This is a genomic window from Pseudomonas sp. Tri1 (assembly GCF_017968885.1).
Taxonomy (GTDB): Bacteria; Pseudomonadota; Gammaproteobacteria; order Pseudomonadales; family Pseudomonadaceae; genus Aquipseudomonas.
In genome coordinates this window covers 128,671-150,928 of the sequence record NZ_CP072913.1, presented here as the reverse complement: position 1 = coordinate 150,928, position 22,258 = coordinate 128,671, and the positions used below count along the sequence as shown (strand labels likewise).

Sequence of the window (22,258 nt, the reverse complement as noted above, 5' to 3'; positions counted from 1 at the left end):
TTTTTTTGTGGGCGCGGAGCTCAGTCAACGCTTTTGCAGCGCCTCCAACCGCGCCGGCAAGTCTTCCTTGGGAAAGCGCTTGTGCAGCGCCAGCAGCTTCTCATCGGCAGCCTTGGCATCACCGGCCTGGCGCAAACGCAGGATTTCCAGCAGTTCCTGCTCCAACGATGGCAGGGCAACGGGCGCGCTTTTGCTCATTTTCGCCGCAGGCTTTTCCGCGAAGGCCTGATCAGCGCTTGCCGGGGCCTGGGCGAGTTCGCCCTGGGGGGCTGCCATCCGGGCTATAGGGGCGGGAGCGGGCATGGCCGGCGGCGGTGCAGCGGCAACGGCGGGTTCTTGCCGATCGGCGGAAAACTCCATCGAGGCGGGCGAGGCCCGTTCGTCGTGGGGCACGGGCGAACGCACTACCAGACCAATCATCAGCGCCACACCGGCGACCGTGGCGAATGCCATTTGCCAACGCGGCCGTTGGCAGGCTTGCAGCCAGCGCGTCCACAAGCTTGGGGCGGGCGTTGGCGCTTCGCGATGGGCGGCAGCCAGGATGAAAGCGTCCAGGGACGCGGGCGGTTCGCCGCTGGCGTGTTGGCGGAAATGCTTGATGAGCATTTCGTCGTCGGGATCCGGGGTGTGTTTGCTATCAATCATGCGGGTACCTCCTCGGCCAGCAGGCGATGCAACTTCTGCTGGGCGTAACGCAAGCGGCTTTTGACCGTTTCCAACGGGACGCCGGTCAAGGCAGCGATCTGCGGCAGCTCCAGGTCGCCGTGCAGGCGCAGCAGGAAGACCTCCCGCTGATCCTCGGGCAAGGCCTGCAACGCGGCGTCGAGACGAGCCTGGTCGCGGCTAAGGCTCAACTGTTGCTCAGGGCTGCCGGTGTCGTCGGGCTGGACGTGAAGCTGCTCGTCGTAACTGTCGTGCAACGGGTTGTGGACCCCGTGTTTGCGCCAGTGATCGATCAAGCGGTTGCGGGCGATCTGGAACAGCCAGGTACGAAAACTCGCCCGGCCTTGTGGCTGGGTAGCGCTGCGAATCAGGCTGAGCCAGGTCTCCTGGAAGACTTCCTCGGCCAGTTCGGCTTTGTTGCTCAAGGACACGAGGAAACGGTAAAGCCCTAGCCGATGGCGGGCGTAGAGGACTTCAAAAGAAGCCTTGTCGCCGTTGCGGTAGCGGGCCAGCAGCGATTCGTCGCTGGGAGGATCAAGCGCAGCGGGCATGTGGGTGGCGAACTCCTTTCCGGTCATTGCAACACAGTCCTGGCAGATAACAAGGGAACACTGTGGGAGCGAGCTTGCTCGCGATGGCGTCGGATCAGTCAATGATGAGAATGATCGGTCCACCGCTATCGCGAGCAAGCTCGCTCCCACAGTTGATCCTCGTTGTGGTCAGGATCAATGCTTGGCCGCAGGCTCGAGGCTCTGCGCCAGCTCGACCAATTGCACAAATTCGGCGCGCAAACCAAACGGGTCATCACCTCGAGCGGAGCGTGCCAGTTGCGCGGTGTCCTTCAAGCTCATGTTCCCAGTGTAACGTCCATCGCCCTTGAGCTGTTGGGCGAAGGCCGCCACGGCGGCCGAGAAACGCAAGTCATCGCTGGCCTTGGCATCGTTTGGCGCGCTGTCGATAGGATGCTCGATCAATCGGCTACTGCCACCCTCGGCGGGTTTGTAGCGTACGCGCAACATCGCCAGCTCTCCTGACTTGCCGTCCAGCTTGGGCGTGTTGGCATAACGCAGCGGCTCCAACCAGCCTTGCTCGCCTTTCGGGACAATTTCATACAACGCCGTCACCGTATGCCCGGCACCAATCTCACCCGCATCGACCTTATCGTTGTTGAAATCCTCACGCTTGAGCGCGCGGTTCTCATAACCCAGCAGGCGATATTCGCTGACCTGGGCAGGGTTGAACTCCACCTGCAGCTTCACATCCCGCGCCACCACCGCCAGGGTTGAGCTGAGCTGGTCCACCAGCACCTTGCGCGCTTCGAGCAGGTTGTCGATGTAGGCGTAGTTGCCGTCGCCGGCGTCAGCCAGTTGCTCCATCAGGTGTTCATTGTAGTTATCCACACCGAAGCCCAGCGTCGTCAGGGAGACGCCGCTTTTGCGTTGGTCCACCGCCATTTGCTTGAGGCTGTCGAAATCACTGACACCGACGTTGAAGTCGCCATCGGTGGCCAGCAGGATGCGATTGATGCCCTTGTCGATAAAGCTCTCCCGAGCCATTTGATAAGCCAGCTCGATACCCGACGCCCCTGCGGTAGAACCTCCGGCATCGAGTTGATCAATGGCGTTGCGGATCTTCACCTTGTCGCGGCCCGAAGTGGGCTTGAGCACCACCCGGGATTCGCCGGCATACACCACCAGGGATACCCGGTCCTGGTCACGCAATTGATCCACCAGCAGTTTCAGGGTGCTCTTGACCAGCGGCAGGCCTTCGCGGCGGTCCATGGAGCCGGACACGTCCACCAGGAATACCAGGTTGGCCGGCGCCAGGTCCGCCACGGCGCGGTCGCTGGCCTTGATGCCGACGCGCAGCAAGCGAGTGTGGGGGTTCCACGGCGTTGGGGCCACCTCGGTGGTCACGCCAAAGGGCGAACCATCGGTAGGCAGCGCGTAGTGGTAAGGGAAGTAGTTGACCATTTCCTCCAGTCGCACGGCACCTTCGGGCGGCAGGCTGCCTTGGTTGAGGAAACGTCGCACATTGGCATAGCTGCCGGTATCGACATCCACGCTGAAGGTCGAGACCGGCGTTTCGGCCACGCTATGGATGGGGTTGTCCGGCAGTTTTTCGTACTGTTCGCGCGGTTCGGAGCGGTAGTCCCCGGCAATGGCATCGTTCGCCACACTTGGGGCGGGCATCGATGCCGGGGCGGCCATGCGCTTGCTCATGGGCTCGCGCACGTAGGCGATCTCGCCTAGCGGTACAACGCTGGGCGCCACGGCTACCGGTTCGGTCGGCTTGGCAGCCTCGCGGGACGAAGACAACCCACAACCGGCCAACGCCACCAGCAAAGTCACGGCGAAGCCCTGGGCAGCAGGACGTATAAAGGGGAGTGGACGGGACATGGGCTGAACCTCGTGAATGAATGATCCGTTCACAGGGTCAGACGCAAGGCACATGCGGTTCGGGTTAACGACCAAGAAGTTTTTTTGCTGCGCTGAAAAGACAGACCTGGCCACCCCAAAGTGGCCAGGCTATTACCGCCGTTGCAGCAGGCATTGCTAACGAGACGGAATGCCCTGCAGGTCATCGGCGATGAAGCGGCTCAACTGGCCGGTGTAATAGTCTTCGACATCGGAGTTGCCTCTGTTCGTCAGGGCGCCCGCCATGCCTCTCATGACCTCGAGTTGCCCGATCGCCCCACCCGGCATCAGCCCCTGGCGGGCCTGGGCGAAGTGCAATACCTCGTCACCGGCCTTCTTCACCTTGACCTGATAACTGAAATCGACACTGGCCAGGTACGTACCGTCGGCGACAATCTTGTTCATGAAGCCACCTTGGGTGTCTTGAATCCGGCGCGCATAAACGGCGTTGACGTCCAGCAGATAGTCAGCGGTTTCCTTGCTGGAGGCATAGCGATTGCCGTCGAGCAGGCGGACGATCAGGTCGGTGTGCAGCCGGTCACGGACTTTTTCGTCGGGCAGAAAGCGTTCGTTTTTGCCTACGACTTCGACGTTGAACGTGTCGATCCAATAGGTGGCGGTCTCGGGGATCGCCACCGGTGCAGGGGAAATGTAGTAATCGGGCTTGGAAGCGCAACCGGCCATGAGGCAGAGGGTAAGCAAGAGGGTAAAAACTCGCATGTTTGAATTCGTCCTTGAGATGCAGCGGCATAATGGCGGCTGCATTCTACGGGGTTTGAACGCGCGCTCAAGTTGTTTGGCCTTACACAGAGCGGTCCCGTCTTACTCAACCCCAATGTCCACCACCGTTTTCCCCGCCCCGCGTCCCTCGGCTACCTGGGCAAACGCCTCATTGACTTTCCCAAGGCCGTACCGGCGCTGATCCACGTTGATCCGCAGTTGCCCTGACTCAACCAGAGCGGCGCCCTCCCGCAAGATCTGGCCATGATGCTCGCGCCCCTTGCCGGTCAGCAGCGGCATCAAGGTGAATACCCCGGAATAACTCGCTCCGCGAAACGACAATGGCGCCAAACTGTGTTGCCCCCAGCCGAGGCAACTGAGGACATGGCCGGTGTAGGTTTTCACCGCATTGAACGACGCATCCAGCGTGGGGCCGCCTACGGTGTCGTAGACGATATCGAAGCCCTCGCCGTCGGTGTGCAGGCGCACGTAGCTGTCGGCATCCTGCCTCTGGTAGTCGATCGGTGTCGCGCCCAGGCTGCGGATGAAATCCAGGCGAGTGGCCGAGCCGGTGGCATAGACCTCGGCACCTCGGGCCTTGGCAATTTGCACGGCCATTTGGCCGACACCGCCTGCACCACCGTGGATCAGCACCTGCTGGCCGGCCCGGACGTTAGCGCGGTCAACCAACCCTTCCCACGCGGTAATGAACACCAGCGGCAACGCGGCGGCTTCACGCATGCTCAATGAGCGAGGCTTGAGCGCAACCAAGCGGGCATCGACGGCGATGTATTCGGCCAGGGCACCCTGGGCACCGCCGATCCCGCCGGCCATGCCTGTGAGTTTCGGTCGGTTGTGCATTGCGCCGTTGGTGGGCGAGTTTTTGGCACGCCATCCACAGGTTCGGATCGACCTGCGGCTGAGCGATCAAAACGAAGATGTGCTGAAGGAAAACATCGACGTCGCCATTCGCATTGGCGTGGTGAAAAACGAGGGGCTGGTAGCGGTCTCCCTCGGCGCCAGCCCCCGCCGGGTGTACGCCTCCCCGGCGTACAGCACGGCACGCCGCTCGAGCCCGCGGACTTAGCCGGCCATAACTGCCTGGGTTTCACACTGCTGGAACACTACGACGTCTGGCGATTCGACCAGGAGGGCAAGCAACACTGCGTGACGATAAAGGGCAACGTCACCAGCAACAGCAGCGAAGCGATCCGGGAGATGGTGCTGTCCGGGCTGGGCGTTTCGCTTTCCCCGCAATGGTTGTTTGCGGAGGATGTTCGCCAGGGAACCGTGTCGGCCCTGCTCGACGATTACCAACCGACGGCGCTGCCCATCAGCGCCGTGTTCAGCCAAGACCGGCGCCGCTCGGCAAGGACTCGTGCCTTTGTGGAGTTTTTTCGTGAACGTCTTTGAAGGGCCGGATCAGGATTCACACGCCAACGAAGGCTGCGAGGCCTTCGTATGCCGTCCTGGAAAATAAACCGCCGCCCCCACACCCACCGCCCCCATCACCACGCAATACCCCACGCACACCCACGGGCTCCACGGCACCAGCGCAATCAGCATCAACGGCGTCATGCTCGCCCACAACGCATAGGCGATGTTGTAGGTGAACGAGATGCCGGACACGCGGATTTTCGGCGGGAACAGGCTGACCATTACCGAAGGCACGGCGCCGACCACCCCGCACCCCAGGCCGGCCACCACGTAGGCCAGCCCCAGCCAGGCGCCGCCACTGATCAGGCTGGCGTAGAGCACGGCGATGCCCACGGGCAACAGCAGGCTGTAGAGCATGACGGTGCGCCAGGCACCGATGCGGTCGACGATGAGGCCGGCCAGGACGCAGCCGATATTCAGGAAGACGATACCCAGGCTGCTCAGGGCGAAGGTGTGGCTGGGGGTCATGCCGAAGCTTTTTTGCATCACGGTCGGGGTGATGACGACGAACACCACCACCGCGGAGGTCAGCACGCAGGTGAGGATGGCGGCGGGCAGCAAGGCGTGCCGATGCTCGCGTAGGACCGTGCGCAGCGGCAGTTCCGTGGCCTCTTCGCGGTTGGCTTGCAGGGCCATGAAGATCGGCGTTTCGCTCAGCCAACGGCGCAGCCAGACACCAATCACACCGAAGACTCCGCCCAGCAGGAATGGCAAGCGCCAGGCGTAATCGAGAATCTCCGTCGGCGTGTAGATCCGCGCCAACGCCGTGGCGGTCAAGGCGCCCAGCAAGTAGCCGAAGGTCAGGCCGGCCTGCAGGAAGCCGAGGGCGTAGCCGCGATGATGCAGCGGCGCATGCTCGGCCACGAACACCCAGGCGCTGGGCACCTCCCCGCCCACCGCCGCGCCCTGCAGGATGCGCAATGCCAGCAACAGCAACGGTGCGAAATAGCCGATTTGCGCGTAGGTCGGCATCACACCAATGAGCAGGCAAGGCAAGGCCATCATCAGGATGCTCAGGCTGAACACCCGCTTGCGTCCCAGGCGATCGGCAAAATGCGCCATGAGAATGCCGCCCAAGGGCCGAGCCAGGTAGCCGGTGGCGAAGATCCCGAAGCTTTGCAGCAAGCGCAGCCAATCGGGCATTTCCGGCGGGAAGAACAACTGGCTGAGGGTCAGGGCGAAGAAGACGAAGATGATGAAATCGTAAATCTCCAGCGCGCCTCCCAAGGCCGCGAGGCCCAGGGTTTTGTAATCGGAGCGACTGAATCGGTCGCCTGGCAGATGGGTTGTGGCAGTCATAGGCAGATTTGAAAAGTGGGATTGAGAGAGGGCGACAGCTCAGTCGTCGCGACCGTTGTCCACGGGCTCAGCCGGTGGTTGGCCTGGCTCGGCGTCTTCGGCCTCGTCAGCAGGCAGGAAATCCTTGCGGCTCTGGGCGATAGCCCGGCGCATCTCATCGCCCTTGGTGGGGCAGTTCAGCAAGCGGGCGATGCCGTCGGGTTTCTGCGTCATCGCCATCCTCCGGCATGAGTGAACAGGGGCTCGATAGTGCTCGCTTTTGGCGCGTGATGCCAATTTTGTGGTTGGAGGGTTGCTGCGCAACCCAACGGGAGCAAGCTCCCTCGCCACAGGGTGTAGACCATATCCCCAAGTCCAAACAGGTGTTTTTGGTGCCTGGGCTAGCGGTGGTAGCGCCGCACGACGCTGCTGTTGCGCAGCACGTGGCCGTTGATTTTTTCCATCAATTGGGCGCGCGTAAGGCCAGCGGGCAGGGCTTCCGGGGGCAGGTCCAGGGCGAAGAGCTGAATCAGGTAATGATGCGCGCTGTCGCCAATGGGCGGGCAAGGGCCGATATAGCCACGCGTGTTCTTGCTGTTGATACCGCTCATGCCTTCCAGCGCCGGCTTGGTACCCGCGCCCGCCGGAATCTGCCGTGTGGTGGCCTTGATACCGTAGTGGACCCAGTGGTCGACACCCTGCCCTCTTTGGCCGTCCGGGTCCAACATGACTATGGCATAGCTCAGGGTGCCGGGTGGGCCGGCGTTCCAGCTCAGCGCCGGGGAAATGTTCTTGCCACCACACGTGTTGGCGTCACTGGCCGCCGCAGCGGTGAAGAGGCGGTCGTCCGACACGCCGGGAATGCTGAGGGTGAAACGCTCCTCGGCCTGGACAGCCCCTTGCGCGCACAGCACCAGGGCGACGGCCGCCAGCCAAGGGGAGAGAGAGTTCAATCGGGTCATACCGGGCACCTTATGCGTATCAGGCCATGGACGGCCTGCGAACTATAGCCGCAGCGCCCATCCGGTTGCAGTGACAATTATGATGAACTTCGCCGCACTTTCCCCGACAGCCCCACATGTGCCCCCCCAATTTGTCCAACAACCCCAATCCACTGTAGGAGCGAGCTTACTCGCGATGGCGTCGGTTCAACCGGCATCTATGCTGGCTGACACTCCGCCATCGCGAGCAAGCTCGCTCCCACGATCGGCCGGCAGGTGAATCACCCGGGGGCGCTCCAGTGGAGCGAGAGGCAGCGGTTGCAACTCCGGGCTCAGCAGATGGAAATGCGCCACGACGTGGCTGATGTCGCCATCCTGGTTGTTGTGGATGATCTTCGAGCCAGGCTGGCGCAACGTGTCCAGGCGTTCGTCGGTCAATTTGAAACTGTCGCTCAAACCTTGATCGTCCACCACCGGCGCCGGCAGCCGCCGCTGGGCGAAACTGCGGCTTTTACGCTGCTGATAACGCGCCCAAGTAATCAAGAGCACCGCGTTGACCAATGCGATCCAACCGTAGACCTGCAAGGTCCCCAGGGTGTCGAACAGCGATCCACCCAGGCGCGGGCCTGCCTGGCTGTCGAACAGCGGCCAGAGCCCATTGACCAGCAGATACACCAACCCGACCCACGCCAGCACAGTGAAGAGAACGTCAATGACCATCAGAAAAGGTCTTTGCCGGGTCCTGATAATTTTCATCGGATCACTTCCTCTTCTTCATCATCGAACGGTTTGATACCGCGATCCGGGCTGACCCAGCGCGCACGCTGCTGATGCTGTCCGAACAACACTTTTGGAAAGCTCACCAGGGTGGTGAACAGGCTGATCAACCAGAACACCAACGGGTACCAGACCACCCAGAACATGATGTGCCACAGGCCTTTTTCGTAGCGGCGATCGATCAGGATGCTCACCGCGAACTGCAACAGGCACACCACTGCCAGCAACAACCCGGTGAAGGCCGGCGGCATGAGGTGGTCGACGGCGATGGCCGGCGGCATTTCCACGAATTTGCCGGCGCCCCAGAAAATCACCGACAGCAGGAACGTGAATGCCCAACCGGTGGACAGGCAATATTCGAACAGCAGCGGCCACAGGTAACGATGGCGGTATTGCCAGATGCCACGGATGTTCTTGAACAACACCTCGGCGCCGCCTTGGGCCCAGCGCAGACGTTGCCGCCACAGGCCGCGCAGGGTTTCGGGCATGAGGATCCAGCACAGTGCGCGGGGTTCGTAAAAGATGCTCCAGTGGTCCAGTTGCAGCTTCCAACTGATGTCGATGTCTTCGGTGATCATGTCCGGGCTCCAGTAGCCGACCCGGTGCAGGGCGGTACGACGGAACGCGACGATCACCCCGGAAACGGTGAAGATCCGTCCGAAGACCCGCTGGGTACGCTTGATCAGGCCGATGATCGAGGAGAACTCGCCGACCTGGACTCGGCCCACCAGGGTAGAACGGGTACGAATACGCGGGTTGCCGGTTACCGCGCCGAGGCGGGCGTTATCGAGCATCGGCGCTACCAGGTAGGCGCAGGTGTTGGGCGCCAGCAGCGCGTCACCGTCGATACACACCAGGTATTCACTGCGCGCCGCGATGGCGCCCATGCGCAAGGCCACGGCCTTGCCCTGGTTTTCCGCCAGGTGCAGCACGCGCAGGCGTGGGTCTTCAGCCGCCAATTGGTCGAGCATCTGGGCGGTGTTGTCTTTGGAGCCGTCGTTGATGGCGATGACTTCGATGTTCGGATAATGCTGGCCCAGCGCCGCGTGAATGGTGTCGGCGACGTTGTCGCCCTCGTTGAAGCACGGAATCAGGATGCTGATCAGCGGCTCGCCAGCCAAGGGCGGCGGCAACGTATCGTCCTTCCACGGCCAGTGGCGCTCCCAATGCAGCCAGAAATACAGGCCGCCGGCGATCCACAGCCCAGACATGAACAACGGGTAAAAGAACACGAAGTCCATCAGGAATTGCCCAGTGACCAGGAAGATCAGGCCCAGGGGCACGCCAAGGACAATCGCCAGCACCAGCAGGGCGAGCAGTCTGTCGAACATGTCAAGGATTCCACTTGTTGGAGAGCGCCGGCCGCACGGTTTTCACGGAGGGCTGGTCTTCGATGAAGTTGTCCGGGTAGTAGCCGAAACTGGTCACGCCCTGGCGCTTGAGACGCCCCATCCAGTCAGCCAATTGTTTGCCGTCGATGTCACGGGCCGGTTGGCTGTGCCAATCACGGGCCTGCAATTCGAACACCGTGCGCTTGAGGGCACCGGGGCGAGCCTTGACCGTGGCGACCAGGCGCTCAAGCCAGGGACCGGATTGCTCGAGGGTCTGGTTTTCCATCAACGGCATGGCCATCGGTGCCGTCCAATCGTAGGCGCCGAGGAAGTCATCGAGATTCTGGGCGAACCAGGCTTCGCTTTCAGGATTGAGCATCGGCTCGGCAAAGATATTGCGCGCCGTTTGCACTTGCGGACCGCGAATCGCCCGGACCTTGGCGGTGAGCTCACGAGTGAAGTCGATCAGGTAGCGGCTCTTGAAGCGAGTCCAGCGTTGCATTACTGCCGGATCGTCGCGCAAGGCGGCGGTGGACGTCGGCAAGCCGTTGGCGGCATAGACTTTCAACGCGGCGGGGCCGGCATCTTCGAAGTCGGAGAACACCGCATCGTCATGGTACAGGACGCCGTCAATCGAACTCATCCGCGCCAGGTCTTCATAAACTTCACCGACAATCCGCCGCACGTTCGGGTCGAAGGGCGACAGGCGCACATATTGATCAGGGGCGACACCAGTCTTGCCGGTTTCCGGATCCCAGCGCTGTACGCGTGGCAGCTTCGAATCGAGGGCAAAACTGAGCACGGGCATCCAGGCGAAAACCTTGGCGTTGGCCCGGGTTTTCAACTGCCACGCGACCCGGTCGAACAGATCGGCCCGTACCGGCAGGTGACGGTTGGGGAAGTACAGCGAGCGTACCAGGCCGTCGCCTTTCGGGTCGGCGAACGCCTGCAGGAACACGGTGTTGGCGCCCAGGTCGTAGATGCGCTGGACCAGCTTGCCGACGTTGGCTTCTTGTTGCACTGGGTCCGGGTCGTAGACGTAATCCAGGTCGACATGCACCACGCGCATCGGCTCAAGCGCCTGCACGGAGACCACGCTTTCGGCGAAGTGAGCACCGTCCGGATCGGAGGCCACCAGAAAGCGTGGGCCGCTCATCAAGTTATCGAGGCTGTCGAGGCCGTCCTCCAGGGTCAGGGCCATTTGATAGCCTTCACTGCCGATCACCTGCAGCGCTGTGCCATCGGCTTCCCCGTAAGGCCAGACCCACACGCGCGGGCTGTAACCGGCGACCTTGCGGATTTTCTCGGAAATAGCCGCCACGTCCTTGCGCAGGCGCGCCTGGAAATCCGCCTCGGTTTCATAGCGCCCGGTAGCGGGATCGTAGCGTCGGGTGGTCGCCGCCGGTTGCTGGTTGCCTTGCGGGTTGGCGAGGATGCCTTTGTGATTGGCGTCGGTGTGGGCGGCAATTTCCACCAGACCCGATTTGGCAACCTCGCGAATCTGCTCCCAGGTCAAGAACTCGGAACGCTTGCGTGGCACCCCGGCGAAATCCACCGTTTGGTTCAACGGCGTATCGACCCAGCTGCCCACCGGAGCCAATATCGCCGGCCAGTTATAGGCGCGCAGAATCGGCATGACGCGGGTGTAGAAGCTTGAGTAACCGTCGTCGAAACTCAGCAATACCGCACGCGGCGGCAGTTCCGGGCCGCCGTTGCGAGCGCTGATGATCTGGTCCACGGTGACCGGCTGGTAATTGTTTTCCCGCAGCCACGCCAGTTGCTCGATCAAACGCTCGGTACGCACGGCCACCAGCGCCTGGTCCGGGTCACGGTCCTCGACGTCGTGGTAGGCAATGCCAAGCACATGGTTCTTCGGCCAAGGGGCGTCGTTGGCCGCCAGCGGTCTTTGCGAAGGCGGTGTGAACGCCGGGGCTTGCTGGGCACAAGCGCTGATCAGCAAGACCCCCAGCAGGAGGATGAATCGCGAAATGACAGGCATCTTCAAACTCTTCTAGAAGCGGTAGGTGAGGTCGACAAGCAGGCGCAGATCGCTTTCGCGGTCGCCGTCGTAAGGGCGGTTGAGCCAGCTCAGTGCGGCGCCTGCCTCCAGCACGTCGTTCCAGATGAAACGCTGGCCGTAGCCGAGCAACCCCATGGCGCCGGTACTGTGATCGCGCTGGCTGTAAGTACCGGCGCCCACTTGGAACTGCTGGCTCCAGGTGGTTTCGTAGCGGCGGTACAGCACGTGGTTGGCGCTCACGGTCGGCATGAAGGTGAAGTCGGCTTTGGGGTTGAAGTACGGCACTTCATTCGAACCACTGTTGCGACTGGCCGCGACCTCCAGGCCCATTTCCACTTGCAGCCGCGGTGCGCTGTAGAGGCCTTCACGACCGGTAAGCACAGTCTCGAGGCGGTTATTGCCATCGCTGAAATGGGACGGGCTGACAGCCAGTCGCCACTCTCGACTTTCATTGGCGCGCCAGCGAACAAAGCCGCTGCCGCCATTGGCACGGATGCCGCTGTTGAGCGCCCGCAACGGGGTTTCGGCTGAGAGGTAATCCAGGCTACCGCCGTATTGCCAGTGGTCATTGATGTCTCGGGCCACGGCCAGGCGCGCGCCCTGTTTGTCACCGGAACCATACGAGTGGTTGGAGACCTCGGCTTCCAGAGTCATGTCTCGGGTACGGCGCTCTACGCCAAGGCGCTGCCAGCGGTGATGGCCAGTGCCTTCCTCGAAATCACCGGTGGCGTAACCGGCACCGCCGAACAGCCGCCAGTCTTCGTCGATGGGTGGGCTGTAGAGCAGCGTTTCGATACCAAAATCCCGACTGCCGGTGACCGCACCAGCGTCGCCGCTGCCGCCGCCATAGCTCTTGCCGGTGTAGGCCTCGATGCGCAACTCCGCCATGTCATGCACTTCACGCTGGCGTTGCAGGCGTTTGACATGGGCGTTTTCCGGGTAGCGGGCGACCACGTCATCGACCAGCGCATCCATCTGCCGCCACTCCTGCAAATCCATGGCGGCACGGGCCTGGGCGACTTCCAGTCCACGGTCGCGCGGCGTCGTCGTCTCGACCTCCTTGAGCAGGCTTTCCGAACGACGCGGCCAGTCACGGGCCTGGTACAGATCGGCCTGGGCCAAGCGCAGGCCGATGTTACCGGGGCCTTGATTGACCAGGGTTTCCAGACGCGCTTCGGCAGAGGGCAGGTCGGCGCCGTATGTGCCGGCCTGGGCGGCCAGTTGCTGAGCGTCCATCCAGTCGTCATTGGGGTTGCCGATCGGCAAGCCCTTGAGCTCGACACGCGAAGGCTCGGATTTCGCCAAGTCCTCGGCCAGCATACGGGCGTCTTCGGACTTTTCACTTTCCAGCAGCGCGTAATAGAGCGCGGTACTGTCCTCGAAACGGTCCGCAGGGTCGGCATCAGGCGCGCTCAATACCCGGCGGTACAGATCGACGGCGATCTCCGGCTCGCGCTGCTCCAGATAGGAAGAAGCCACCCAGCGCAGGGCATAAGTCGGAATGCTCACGCCCTCGGCGATCAGCTTTTGGTATTCGGCTATCACTTCAGCCCGACGGGCGCGAGCGTTGAGGGCACCCAAGCGATCGATGCGCCAACGGAGCACGTCGTCATGGGCCTCGGCCACCGGGCTCCAGGTCGCCAGTAGTTTGTCGTAATCGGCCAAGGCGCGGTCTGCAATGATGAAGCGTTCCGTTTCGCTGCGACTCGCCATATCCGTCAGGCGTACCCGTTCGGCCGCCACATCACCTTCGAGCCGCCGTTGCATGCCACGGTCGATCAGACCTGGCTGTAGACGGGCCAGGCGCAGGGCCGGCTCCGGCAGTTGAGCGCGTTGCAGGGCGTTGATGTATTCCCGGGCGACCTCCGGCTTGTTGCCGGCGCGGGTAAAGGCTTGGTCGTACTCGAACAGTGCTTCATGGGGATTGTTCGCACGGGTCAGGGCATAGCCCAGGGCCAGTCGGCGCATTGGATCTTCAGGTTTGGCAGCGACCAAGGCCCTGGCACGGCTGACCGCTTCGTCGGGCTTGCCGGCATCGGCTTGGGTCAAGGCCAGGCCGAGTTGCAGGTCGGGGTTGCGCGGGTCGATTGCCAACGCCTGGCGATACAGCTCGGCAGCCGCATCCCAGCGCTTGAGGTTGCGATAAGCGCGAGCCGTTGCGGTCAGCGCCTGAACCGGCAAGTCACGATAGCGGCCCTGGCTTTCATAGACCTGCACCACCTCGGCGTCGAAACCGGCCCAACTGGCGATCTGCAGATGGTCGCTGATCTGCGCGGCACTGGCCTGACTGGCCGGCACTTGGCGCAAGGCGGTCAAAGCGGGCGTGTAATGGCCGGCACGAGCGTCGAGCACCATTTGGTCATAGGCAGTGTCGGCAAACGCCAACATCGGCCAGCACAATTGGCTGCACAGTGCGACGCGAAACAACGGGCGCAAACCACGTTGAATAAAAGGACCCACAGTACGCGGCATTCGTCAGCATCCTTACATGGCCAGCCGGGTCGCAGTGCCCCCTTGCCCATCAAACAGGAAGCCGGATCAAAGGAATCCAGCCAAGCTCTAATGGGCCTAGTTTTGCACTCCCGAACGGGTCATTTTTCAGAACGCCACAATTCTTCAGAATCGATGAATATTTCGGTGGTGGATTGTCGATAGGCAAAAAAAAGCCCGGCCCGTGCGCAATGCACGGGTCGGGCTTCAGCTGGTACTTGAGCGGTTACTGGATGGCGACGCCGCCGCCCAGCTTACTCATGACGAAGGCGGTGAATTGCTCAACGGTCATTTTCTTGCCGTTGAAATCGACCTGATTGTTGGCGTAGTGCAGCTTAGTGACCACATCACTGCCTTCAAGCGTCGCCAGTTCTGTACCGACGGCCATGGCGCTGAACATATCGCTGGTGGCGGTGGCTTGGTCGGCGATCAGTTTGGCGTCAGTTTGACCTTCCATCTGCGCCTGCACGGTCATCAGATCCACCAGCATCGGCTTGGATACTTTCAGGTTGAATTCCAACAGCGCGAGCAACTGACGGCCCAACTCATCGGGTGGCAGGTCCATCGATTGCGGCTTGGCCAGATCGACGACCAGGCTCGCACGGCTTTCCCCGTTGGCGGTATTGAACGACAGGTTTTCCAGCGCCACTTGTGGGCCGCCAGCCAGGAGTTTTTCCAGATCGGCTTTGACCTGCGCTTCTTCAGCCTCGGTCAGGTTCAACTCTGGAGCCGGTTCGCCAGCTGCAGCGGCCTCGGCAGCAGCTTTTTCGTAGGGCTGCAATTTGGTCTGATAGACCTGCATCAGCGACATCGTGGCGGGAATGTCCAGGTTCTTCAGGCTGACCGCCATTTGTGCCGAGCCGATGGTCTTATCGTTGAACGACAATTCTCCGATCTTGTAATCCGCACGCCCCGATGCACTGGTCCCGCTCTCGGTGCTGTTGTTCTTCATCTCGAAGTTCTTCAGGCCAAACACCGATTTCGGCTCACCAAAAGTGCTCCTGACGCTGCTCAGCAGCAGGGTGTTATCACCCATGTAGTAGCCGTAGGAGCTTTTGCTCAGGTTACTGGCCAACGTAAGACCGTTCACCTCGACCTGCACTGGAGTCTGGTCCTCTGCGACGGTGGTCAGCTTGAAGCTATCCATGTAACCGTCGGCCTTGATCTTCTGTGCCTGGGCGCTGGCGGCCAAATCGATCTTCAGACCGGAGAAGGTGAGCTGCGATTGCTCATCCAGCTTGGTATCCAATGGCAGCAACTCGTAGCTGCCATTGATGGACTTGTCATAGCCCAGGTTGAGCACACCTTTGAGCGGTGACTGGTCCTTGGCGGCGGCGAACCACTTTTCAGTCAATGGATTACGCTCAAGCTCGCTGTGGCTGGTCGCCATGACCGGCAGCCACTTGAGCGTCACCAGACGCGAGAATGGCAGGGGGCCGTGTTCGATCTTGTCGACGAAGAGCAGCTCGATCGGCTCTGCGCCAAATATCTCGCCTTCGCCCTTGAGACGATAGTGGGCGGTGCTGCTGAACGTCCCACGGTCGAGGGAAACCAACTCGATCGAAGAGGTGCTATTGGACCCGGCCAAAGCCGTTTGCATTTGTTTATTACTATCGGCAATAGCGGTTTGCAGCACTCCTTCAAGCTTCGTACCGGTGTACCAGGCGCCACCTGCACTGACAGCCCCGATAACCACAACGATTCCAAGAAGTACGCTTGCTGATTTATTCATGTGTGACCTGATCGATATCCATAGTTGAAGAAAGTCGTCTTCCCTGACCCGTAAGGGGTGTGGCTCGACGCCGTAAAGTGGAGGGAGATTACCATCAGGCACCCCAGCGGGCCCAATGTTTAAAGGGGGAAAAGAATATTCTTGCGAGGTGGTCTACGAATATTGGACTTCAATCTCATCGAGTTGATGGTCGAAAGTCTTCAACCGTGCCGTCCAGGTGTACACCAGCACTTCAAAATCGCGGTTGATCACCGCCGCGCCTGATGACTCTGCCCGCGAATCGCAGAAGTCCAGTTGGTAGCGTTCTCGAGCCATGGCGTTAGCGACGTCGCACAGCTCACGGGCGTTATTGAGCCAATGCCAACCGTCCTGGGTAACTTGCTTGTCCAAGGCAGCGCATTGGGCCTTGAGGGCTTCTAGGCTTTTTTCCAACGGCGTACCGGTGAGCTCCCCCATGACTTCCTGGAACGTGCGACCAGGCTGCCAGTAACTGCCCCAGAAATAACGATCAAACACCGTTTCGACACGCCGCAGCGCCACCTTGGTGTCCCAGATCAGCACCAGTGTCTTGCCTTGCTCAAGGTGTTTTTTCTTGATGCGTTGGCCCTGAAGCGAAGCCCAAGCCACGATTGCGATAGAGATCACGCCGATCAACGCAGCCGCGCTATCCAGGAACAGCAGCGCCTTGTCGATCTGGTGAGTGAGCATGACGCCGTAGAAATAAGTGGCCGACAGCAGCGTCAACGCCGCAATAGCGCACCAGAAGCCGGGAGCATAAGGGTTTTTCATTATTGGAATCCCCATGACCAGTGACGTCGCGGGCCCTTTTCGCCAGTGCCCGACTATCACAGCATAGCAACGGCCTCGGGGTTTGCCGGGCGTCGACAGCAATCAGAGGCGCCGATCCGATTACCGGCCCAAAACGACAAAACCCCTGTCTGCAGCAGCAGACAGGGGTTTTGGGAATTCAATCTTGACGATGACCTACTCTCACATGGGGAAACCCCACACTACCATCGGCGATGCATCGTTTCACTGCTGAGTTCGGGATGGGATCAGGTGGTTCCAATGCTCTATGGTCGTCAAGAAATTCTGTGACCAGCCCGTTCAACGACAACGAGCCAGTGAAAATCTATAACTTCTACTTAAAACAAAACCCCTACCCGCATCAGCAGATAGGGGTTTCGGAATTTAATCTTGACGATGACCTACTCTCACATGGGGAAACCCCACACTACCATCGGCGATGCATCGTTTCACTGCTGAGTTCGGGATGGGATCAGGTGGTTCCAATGCTCTATGGTCGTCAAGAAATTCGGTAGCCAGCGCGTGCCTTGCGGTCACGTTCCAGCGAATGGGCATGCGATAGTTTGTGTGTTTGCTGCGAACCTTCGGTTCATGTCGTCTTCACACACCGCAATCTGGTGCCCTTTCGGGTCAGCAAATTGCTTGGGTGTTATATGGTCAAGCCTCACGGGCAATTAGTACAGGTTAGCTCAACGCCTCACAGCGCTTACACACCCTGCCTATCAACGTCGTAGTCTTCGACGGCCCTTCAGGGGACTCAAGGTCCCAGTGAGATCTCATCTTGAGGCAAGTTTCCCGCTTAGATGCTTTCAGCGGTTATCTTTCCCGAACATAGCTACCCGGCAATGCCACTGGCGTGACAACCGGAACACCAGAGGTTCGTCCACTCCGGTCCTCTCGTACTAGGAGCAGCCCCTCTCAAATCTCAAACGTCCACGGCAGATAGGGACCGAACTGTCTCACGACGTTCTAAACCCAGCTCGCGTACCACTTTAAATGGCGAACAGCCATACCCTTGGGACCGGCTTCAGCCCCAGGATGTGATGAGCCGACATCGAGGTGCCAAACACCGCCGTCGATATGAACTCTTGGGCGGTATCAGCCTGTTATCCCCGGAGTACCTTTTATCCGTTGAGCGATGGCCCTTCCATACAGAACCACCGGATCACTAAGACCTACTTTCGTACCTGCTCGACGTGTCTGTCTCGCAGTCAAGCGCGCTTTTGCCTTTATACTCTACGACCGATTTCCGACCGGTCTGAGCGCACCTTCGTACTCCTCCGTTACTCTTTAGGAGGAGACCGCCCCAGTCAAACTACCCACCATACACTGTCCTCGATCCGGATAACGGACCTGAGTTAGAACCTCAAAGTTGCCAGGGTGGTATTTCAAGGATGGCTCCACGCGAACTGGCGTCCACGCTTCAAAGCCTCCCACCTATCCTACACAAGCAAATTCAAAGTCCAGTGCAAAGCTATAGTAAAGGTTCACGGGGTCTTTCCGTCTAGCCGCGGATACACTGCATCTTCACAGCGATTTCAATTTCACTGAGTCTCGGGTGGAGACAGCGCCGCCATCGTTACGCCATTCGTGCAGGTCGGAACTTACCCGACAAGGAATTTCGCTACCTTAGGACCGTTATAGTTACGGCCGCCGTTTACCGGGGCTTCGATCAAGAGCTTCGCGTTAGCTAACCCCATCAATTAACCTTCCGGCACCGGGCAGGCGTCACACCCTATACGTCCACTTTCGTGTTTGCAGAGTGCTGTGTTTTTAATAAACAGTCGCAGCGGCCTGGTATCTTCGACCGGCGTGGGCTTACGCAGTAAATGCTTCACCCTCACCGGCGCACCTTCTCCCGAAGTTACGGTGCCATTTTGCCTAGTTCCTTCACCCGAGTTCTCTCAAGCGCCTTGGTATTCTCTACCCAACCACCTGTGTCGGTTTGGGGTACGGTTCCTGGTTACCTGAAGCTTAGAAGCTTTTCTTGGAAGCATGGCATCAACCACTTCGTCACCCAAAGGGTAACTCGTCATCAGCTCTCGGCCTTAAGATCCCGGATTTACCTAAGATCTCAGCCTACCACCTTAAACTTGGACAACCAACGCCAAGCTGGCCTAGCCTTCTCCGTCCCTCCATCGCAATAACCAGAAGTACAGGAATATTAACCTGTTTTCCATCGACTACGCTTTTCAGCCTCGCCTTAGGGACCGACTAACCCTGCGTCGATTAACGTTGCGCAGGAAACCTTGGTCTTTCGGCGTGGGTGTTTTTCACACCCATTGTCGTTACTCATGTCAGCATTCGCACTTCTGATACCTCCAGCAAGCTTCTCAACTCACCTTCACAGGCTTACAGAACGCTCCTCTACCGCATCACTTGCGTGATACCCGTAGCTTCGGTGTATGGTTTGAGCCCCGTTACATCTTCCGCGCAGGCCGACTCGACTAGTGAGCTATTACGCTTTCTTTAAAGGGTGGCTGCTTCTAAGCCAACCTCCTAGCTGTCTAAGCCTTCCCACATCGTTTCCCACTTAACCATAACTTTGGGACCTTAGCTGACGGTCTGGGTTGTTTCCCTTTTCACGACGGACGTTAGCACCCGCCGTGTGTCTCCCATGCTCGGCACTTGTAGGTATTCGGAGTTTGCATCGGTTTGGTAAGTCGGGATGACCCCCTAGCCGAAACAGTGCTCTACCCCCTACAGTGATACATGAGGCGCTACCTAAATAGCTTTCGAGGAGAACCAGCTATCTCCGAGCTTGATTAGCCTTTCACTCCGATCCACAGGTCATCCGCTAACTTTTCAACGGTAGTCGGTTCGGTCCTCCAGTTAGTGTTACCCAACCTTCAACCTGCCCATGGATAGATCGCCCGGTTTCGGGTCTATTCCCAGCGACTAGACGCCCTATTAAGACTCGCTTTCGCTACGCCTCCCCTATTCGGTTAAGCTCGCCACTGAAAATAAGTCGCTGACCCATTATACAAAAGGTACGCAGTCACCCAACAAAGTGGGCTCCCACTGCTTGTACGCATACGGTTTCAGGATCTATTTCACTCCCCTCTCCGGGGTTCTTTTCGCCTTTCCCTCACGGTACTAGTTCACTATCGGTCAGTCAGTAGTATTTAGCCTTGGAGGATGGTCCCCCCATATTCAGACAAAGTTTCTCGTGCTCCGTCCTACTCGATTTCACTTCTAAGATCCTTTCGCGTACAGGGCTATCACCCACTATGGCCGCACTTTCCAGAGCGTTCCGCTAAAATCAAAGAAGCTTAAGGGCTAGTCCCCGTTCGCTCGCCACTACTAAGGGAATCTCGGTTGATTTCTTTTCCTCAGGGTACTTAGATGTTTCAGTTCCCCTGGTTCGCCTCTTGCACCTATGTATTCAGTACAAGATAACCATCTTATGATGGCTGGGTTCCCCCATTCAGACATCTCCGGATCAAAGTCTGTTTGCCGACTCCCCGAAGCTTTTCGCAGGCTACCACGTCTTTCATCGCCTCTGACTGCCAAGGCATCCACCGTATGCGCTTCTTCACTTGACCATATAACCCCAAGCAATCTGGTTATACTGTGAAGACGACATTCGCCGAAAATTCGCATGCATGCTCAAAGAGCAACTCACAAATTTTACCTTAGCCTGATCCGTTACCAGTGAAAGTAACGTTCAGTCTATCTTTCTATCACATACCCAAATTTTTAAAGAACGAACTAGTCAAAGACTAGAAATCAACATTCACCATCACCTTGATGGAATGCTCATTTCTAAGCTTTACACAATCGAAGCAGTAGTGGTGGAGCCAAGCGGGATCGAACCGCTGACCTCCTGCGTGCAAGGCAGGCGCTCTCCCAGCTGAGCTATGGCCCCGTATTTCTACAGGCGTTTCCCACACAAAATTGGTGGGTCTGGGCAGATTCGAACTGCCGACCTCACCCTTATCAGGGGTGCGCTCTAACCAACTGAGCTACAGACCCAATTTCGGGCTGCTTCTTTCGTCTTCTTCAATGAATCAAGCAATTCGTGTGGGAGCTCATGAAGCAGCTGCGGTCGTCGATTAAGGAGGTGATCCAGCCGCAGGTTCCCCTACGGCTACCTTGTTACGACTTCACCCCAGTCATGAATCACACCGTGGTAACCGTCCCCCCGAAGGTTAGACTAGCTACTTCTGGTGCAACCCACTCCCATGGTGTGACGGGCGGTGTGTACAAGGCCCGGGAACGTATTCACCGCGACATTCTGATTCGCGATTACTAGCGATTCCGACTTCACGCAGTCGAGTTGCAGACTGCGATCCGGACTACGATCGGTTTTGTGGGATTAGCTCCACCTCGCGGCTTGGCAACCCTCTGTACCGACCATTGTAGCACGTGTGTAGCCCAGGCCGTAAGGGCCATGATGACTTGACGTCATCCCCACCTTCCTCCGGTTTGTCACCGGCAGTCTCCTTAGAGTGCCCACCATAACGTGCTGGTAACTAAGGACAAGGGTTGCGCTCGTTACGGGACTTAACCCAACATCTCACGACACGAGCTGACGACAGCCATGCAGCACCTGTCTCAATGTTCCCGAAGGCACCAATCCATCTCTGGAAAGTTCATTGGATGTCAAGGCCTGGTAAGGTTCTTCGCGTTGCTTCGAATTAAACCACATGCTCCACCGCTTGTGCGGGCCCCCGTCAATTCATTTGAGTTTTAACCTTGCGGCCGTACTCCCCAGGCGGTCAACTTAATGCGTTAGCTGCGCCACTAAGAGCTCAAGGCTCCCAACGGCTAGTTGACATCGTTTACGGCGTGGACTACCAGGGTATCTAATCCTGTTTGCTCCCCACGCTTTCGCACCTCAGTGTCAGTATCAGTCCAGGTGGTCGCCTTCGCCACTGGTGTTCCTTCCTATATCTACGCATTTCACCGCTACACAGGAAATTCCACCACCCTCTACCATACTCTAGCTCGACAGTTTTGAATGCAGTTCCCAGGTTGAGCCCGGGGATTTCACATCCAACTTAACGAACCACCTACGCGCGCTTTACGCCCAGTAATTCCGATTAACGCTTGCACCCTCTGTATTACCGCGGCTGCTGGCACAGAGTTAGCCGGTGCTTATTCTGTCGGTAACGTCAAGACAATCACGTATTAAGTAACTGCCCTTCCTCCCAACTTAAAGTGCTTTACAATCCGAAGACCTTCTTCACACACGCGGCATGGCTGGATCAGGCTTTCGCCCATTGTCCAATATTCCCCACTGCTGCCTCCCGTAGGAGTCTGGACCGTGTCTCAGTTCCAGTGTGACTGATCATCCTCTCAGACCAGTTACGGATCGTCGCCTTGGTGAGCCATTACCCCACCAACTAGCTAATCCGACCTAGGCTCATCTGATAGCGCAAGGCCCGAAGGTCCCCTGCTTTCTCCCGTAGGACGTATGCGGTATTAGCGTCCGTTTCCGAGCGTTATCCCCCACTACCAGGCAGATTCCTAGGCATTACTCACCCGTCCGCCGCTCTCAAGAGGTGCAAGCACCTCTCTACCGCTCGACTTGCATGTGTTAGGCCTGCCGCCAGCGTTCAATCTGAGCCATGATCAAACTCTTCAGTTCAAACATCTTTGGGTTTTGAGAAAACCCTAAACTTGGCTCAGCAATCGTTGGT

The 22,258-nt window shown here is 59.0% G+C and carries 13 protein-coding genes, 2 tRNA genes, 4 rRNA genes and 2 pseudogenes; 1 reads left to right on the top strand and 20 read right to left on the bottom strand.

Going from position 1 to position 22,258, the window contains the following annotated elements:
- Nucleotides 1–24: 24 nt before the first annotated feature.
- The 5 genes and pseudogenes from J9870_RS00715 to J9870_RS00695 all read right to left on the bottom strand — a co-directional run.
- Nucleotides 25–645 carry a hypothetical protein gene (locus tag J9870_RS00715; RefSeq protein ID WP_210642260.1) on the bottom strand — a complete coding sequence of 207 codons (621 nt, stop codon included), beginning with the start codon at nt 643–645 and terminating at the stop codon, nt 25–27.
- Nucleotides 642–1,214, bottom strand: coding sequence for an RNA polymerase sigma factor (locus tag J9870_RS00710; protein WP_210645063.1), 573 nt, complete (start codon nt 1,212–1,214; stop codon nt 642–644). The genes J9870_RS00715 and J9870_RS00710 overlap by 4 nt, the downstream gene beginning before the upstream one ends.
- A gap of 174 nt (nt 1,215–1,388) precedes the next feature.
- Nucleotides 1,389–3,062, bottom strand: a complete 1,674-nt coding sequence (locus J9870_RS00705; RefSeq protein WP_210642259.1) for a VWA domain-containing protein — start codon at nt 3,060–3,062, stop codon at nt 1,389–1,391.
- 156 nt (nt 3,063–3,218) lie between these two features.
- Nucleotides 3,219–3,800, bottom strand: a complete 582-nt coding sequence (locus J9870_RS00700; protein WP_210642258.1) for a hypothetical protein — start codon at nt 3,798–3,800, stop codon at nt 3,219–3,221.
- A 102-nt stretch (nt 3,801–3,902) separates the two neighbouring features.
- Nucleotides 3,903–4,646: pseudogene (locus J9870_RS00695) on the bottom strand (zinc-binding dehydrogenase); the annotation flags it as partial.
- On the opposite strand from J9870_RS00695, the pseudogene J9870_RS29725 reads away from it, so the two are divergent.
- Nucleotides 4,636–5,213: pseudogene (locus J9870_RS29725) on the top strand (substrate binding domain-containing protein); the annotation flags it as partial. The pseudogenes J9870_RS00695 and J9870_RS29725 sit on opposite strands and share 11 nt — an antisense overlap.
- Before the next feature lie 9 nt (nt 5,214–5,222).
- Here J9870_RS29725 and J9870_RS00685 read toward each other — a convergent pair.
- From J9870_RS00685 to J9870_RS00615, 15 genes are all read right to left on the bottom strand, one after another.
- Nucleotides 5,223–6,536, bottom strand: a complete 1,314-nt coding sequence (locus J9870_RS00685; RefSeq protein ID WP_210642257.1) for an MFS transporter — start codon at nt 6,534–6,536, stop codon at nt 5,223–5,225.
- A 39-nt stretch (nt 6,537–6,575) separates the two neighbouring features.
- Nucleotides 6,576–6,749, bottom strand: a complete 174-nt coding sequence (locus tag J9870_RS00680; RefSeq protein WP_210642256.1) for a hypothetical protein — start codon at nt 6,747–6,749, stop codon at nt 6,576–6,578.
- A 167-nt stretch (nt 6,750–6,916) separates the two neighbouring features.
- Nucleotides 6,917–7,477, bottom strand: a complete 561-nt coding sequence (locus J9870_RS00675; protein ID WP_210642255.1) for a YbhB/YbcL family Raf kinase inhibitor-like protein — start codon at nt 7,475–7,477, stop codon at nt 6,917–6,919.
- A gap of 186 nt (nt 7,478–7,663) precedes the next feature.
- Nucleotides 7,664–8,212 (bottom strand): poly-beta-1,6-N-acetyl-D-glucosamine biosynthesis protein PgaD, encoded by a 549-nt coding sequence (gene pgaD, locus J9870_RS00670; RefSeq protein WP_210642254.1) that lies wholly within the window; start codon nt 8,210–8,212, stop codon nt 7,664–7,666.
- Entirely contained in the window at nt 8,209–9,564 is a 1,356-nt protein-coding gene (gene pgaC, locus J9870_RS00665; protein ID WP_210642253.1) for a poly-beta-1,6-N-acetyl-D-glucosamine synthase, read from the bottom strand. The genes pgaD and pgaC overlap by 4 nt, the downstream gene beginning before the upstream one ends.
- A gap of 1 nt (nt 9,565) precedes the next feature.
- Complete coding sequence (gene pgaB, locus J9870_RS00660; RefSeq protein WP_210642252.1) at nt 9,566–11,563, bottom strand: poly-beta-1,6-N-acetyl-D-glucosamine N-deacetylase PgaB; 1,998 nt, start codon at nt 11,561–11,563, stop codon at nt 9,566–9,568.
- Between the two features lie 12 nt (nt 11,564–11,575).
- Nucleotides 11,576–14,056 (bottom strand): poly-beta-1,6 N-acetyl-D-glucosamine export porin PgaA, encoded by a 2,481-nt coding sequence (gene pgaA / locus J9870_RS00655; protein ID WP_210642251.1) that lies wholly within the window; start codon nt 14,054–14,056, stop codon nt 11,576–11,578.
- Nucleotides 14,057–14,300: 244 nt separating this feature from the next.
- The gene (locus J9870_RS00650; protein ID WP_210642250.1) at nt 14,301–15,806 is read right to left on the bottom strand and encodes a YdgA family protein; all 1,506 of its coding nucleotides are present in this window, start codon (nt 15,804–15,806) and stop codon (nt 14,301–14,303) included.
- A 153-nt stretch (nt 15,807–15,959) separates the two neighbouring features.
- Nucleotides 15,960–16,595 (bottom strand): NADH:ubiquinone oxidoreductase subunit N, encoded by a 636-nt coding sequence (locus J9870_RS00645; RefSeq protein WP_210642249.1) that lies wholly within the window; start codon nt 16,593–16,595, stop codon nt 15,960–15,962.
- 182 nt (nt 16,596–16,777) lie between these two features.
- Nucleotides 16,778–16,893, bottom strand: a 5S ribosomal RNA gene (gene rrf, locus J9870_RS00640).
- Between the two features lie 108 nt (nt 16,894–17,001).
- A 5S ribosomal RNA gene (gene rrf, locus J9870_RS00635) occupies nt 17,002–17,117 on the bottom strand.
- 149 nt (nt 17,118–17,266) lie between these two features.
- Nucleotides 17,267–20,158 (bottom strand): 23S ribosomal RNA (locus tag J9870_RS00630).
- Between the two features lie 247 nt (nt 20,159–20,405).
- Nucleotides 20,406–20,481 (bottom strand) — tRNA-Ala (locus J9870_RS00625).
- Nucleotides 20,482–20,511: 30 nt separating this feature from the next.
- Nucleotides 20,512–20,588, bottom strand: a tRNA-Ile gene (locus J9870_RS00620).
- Nucleotides 20,589–20,669: 81 nt separating this feature from the next.
- A 16S ribosomal RNA gene (locus J9870_RS00615) occupies nt 20,670–22,206 on the bottom strand.
- Together the 16S, 23S and 5S rRNA genes with 2 tRNA genes alongside form the textbook arrangement of a ribosomal RNA operon.
- Nucleotides 22,207–22,258: the final 52 nt, after the last annotated feature.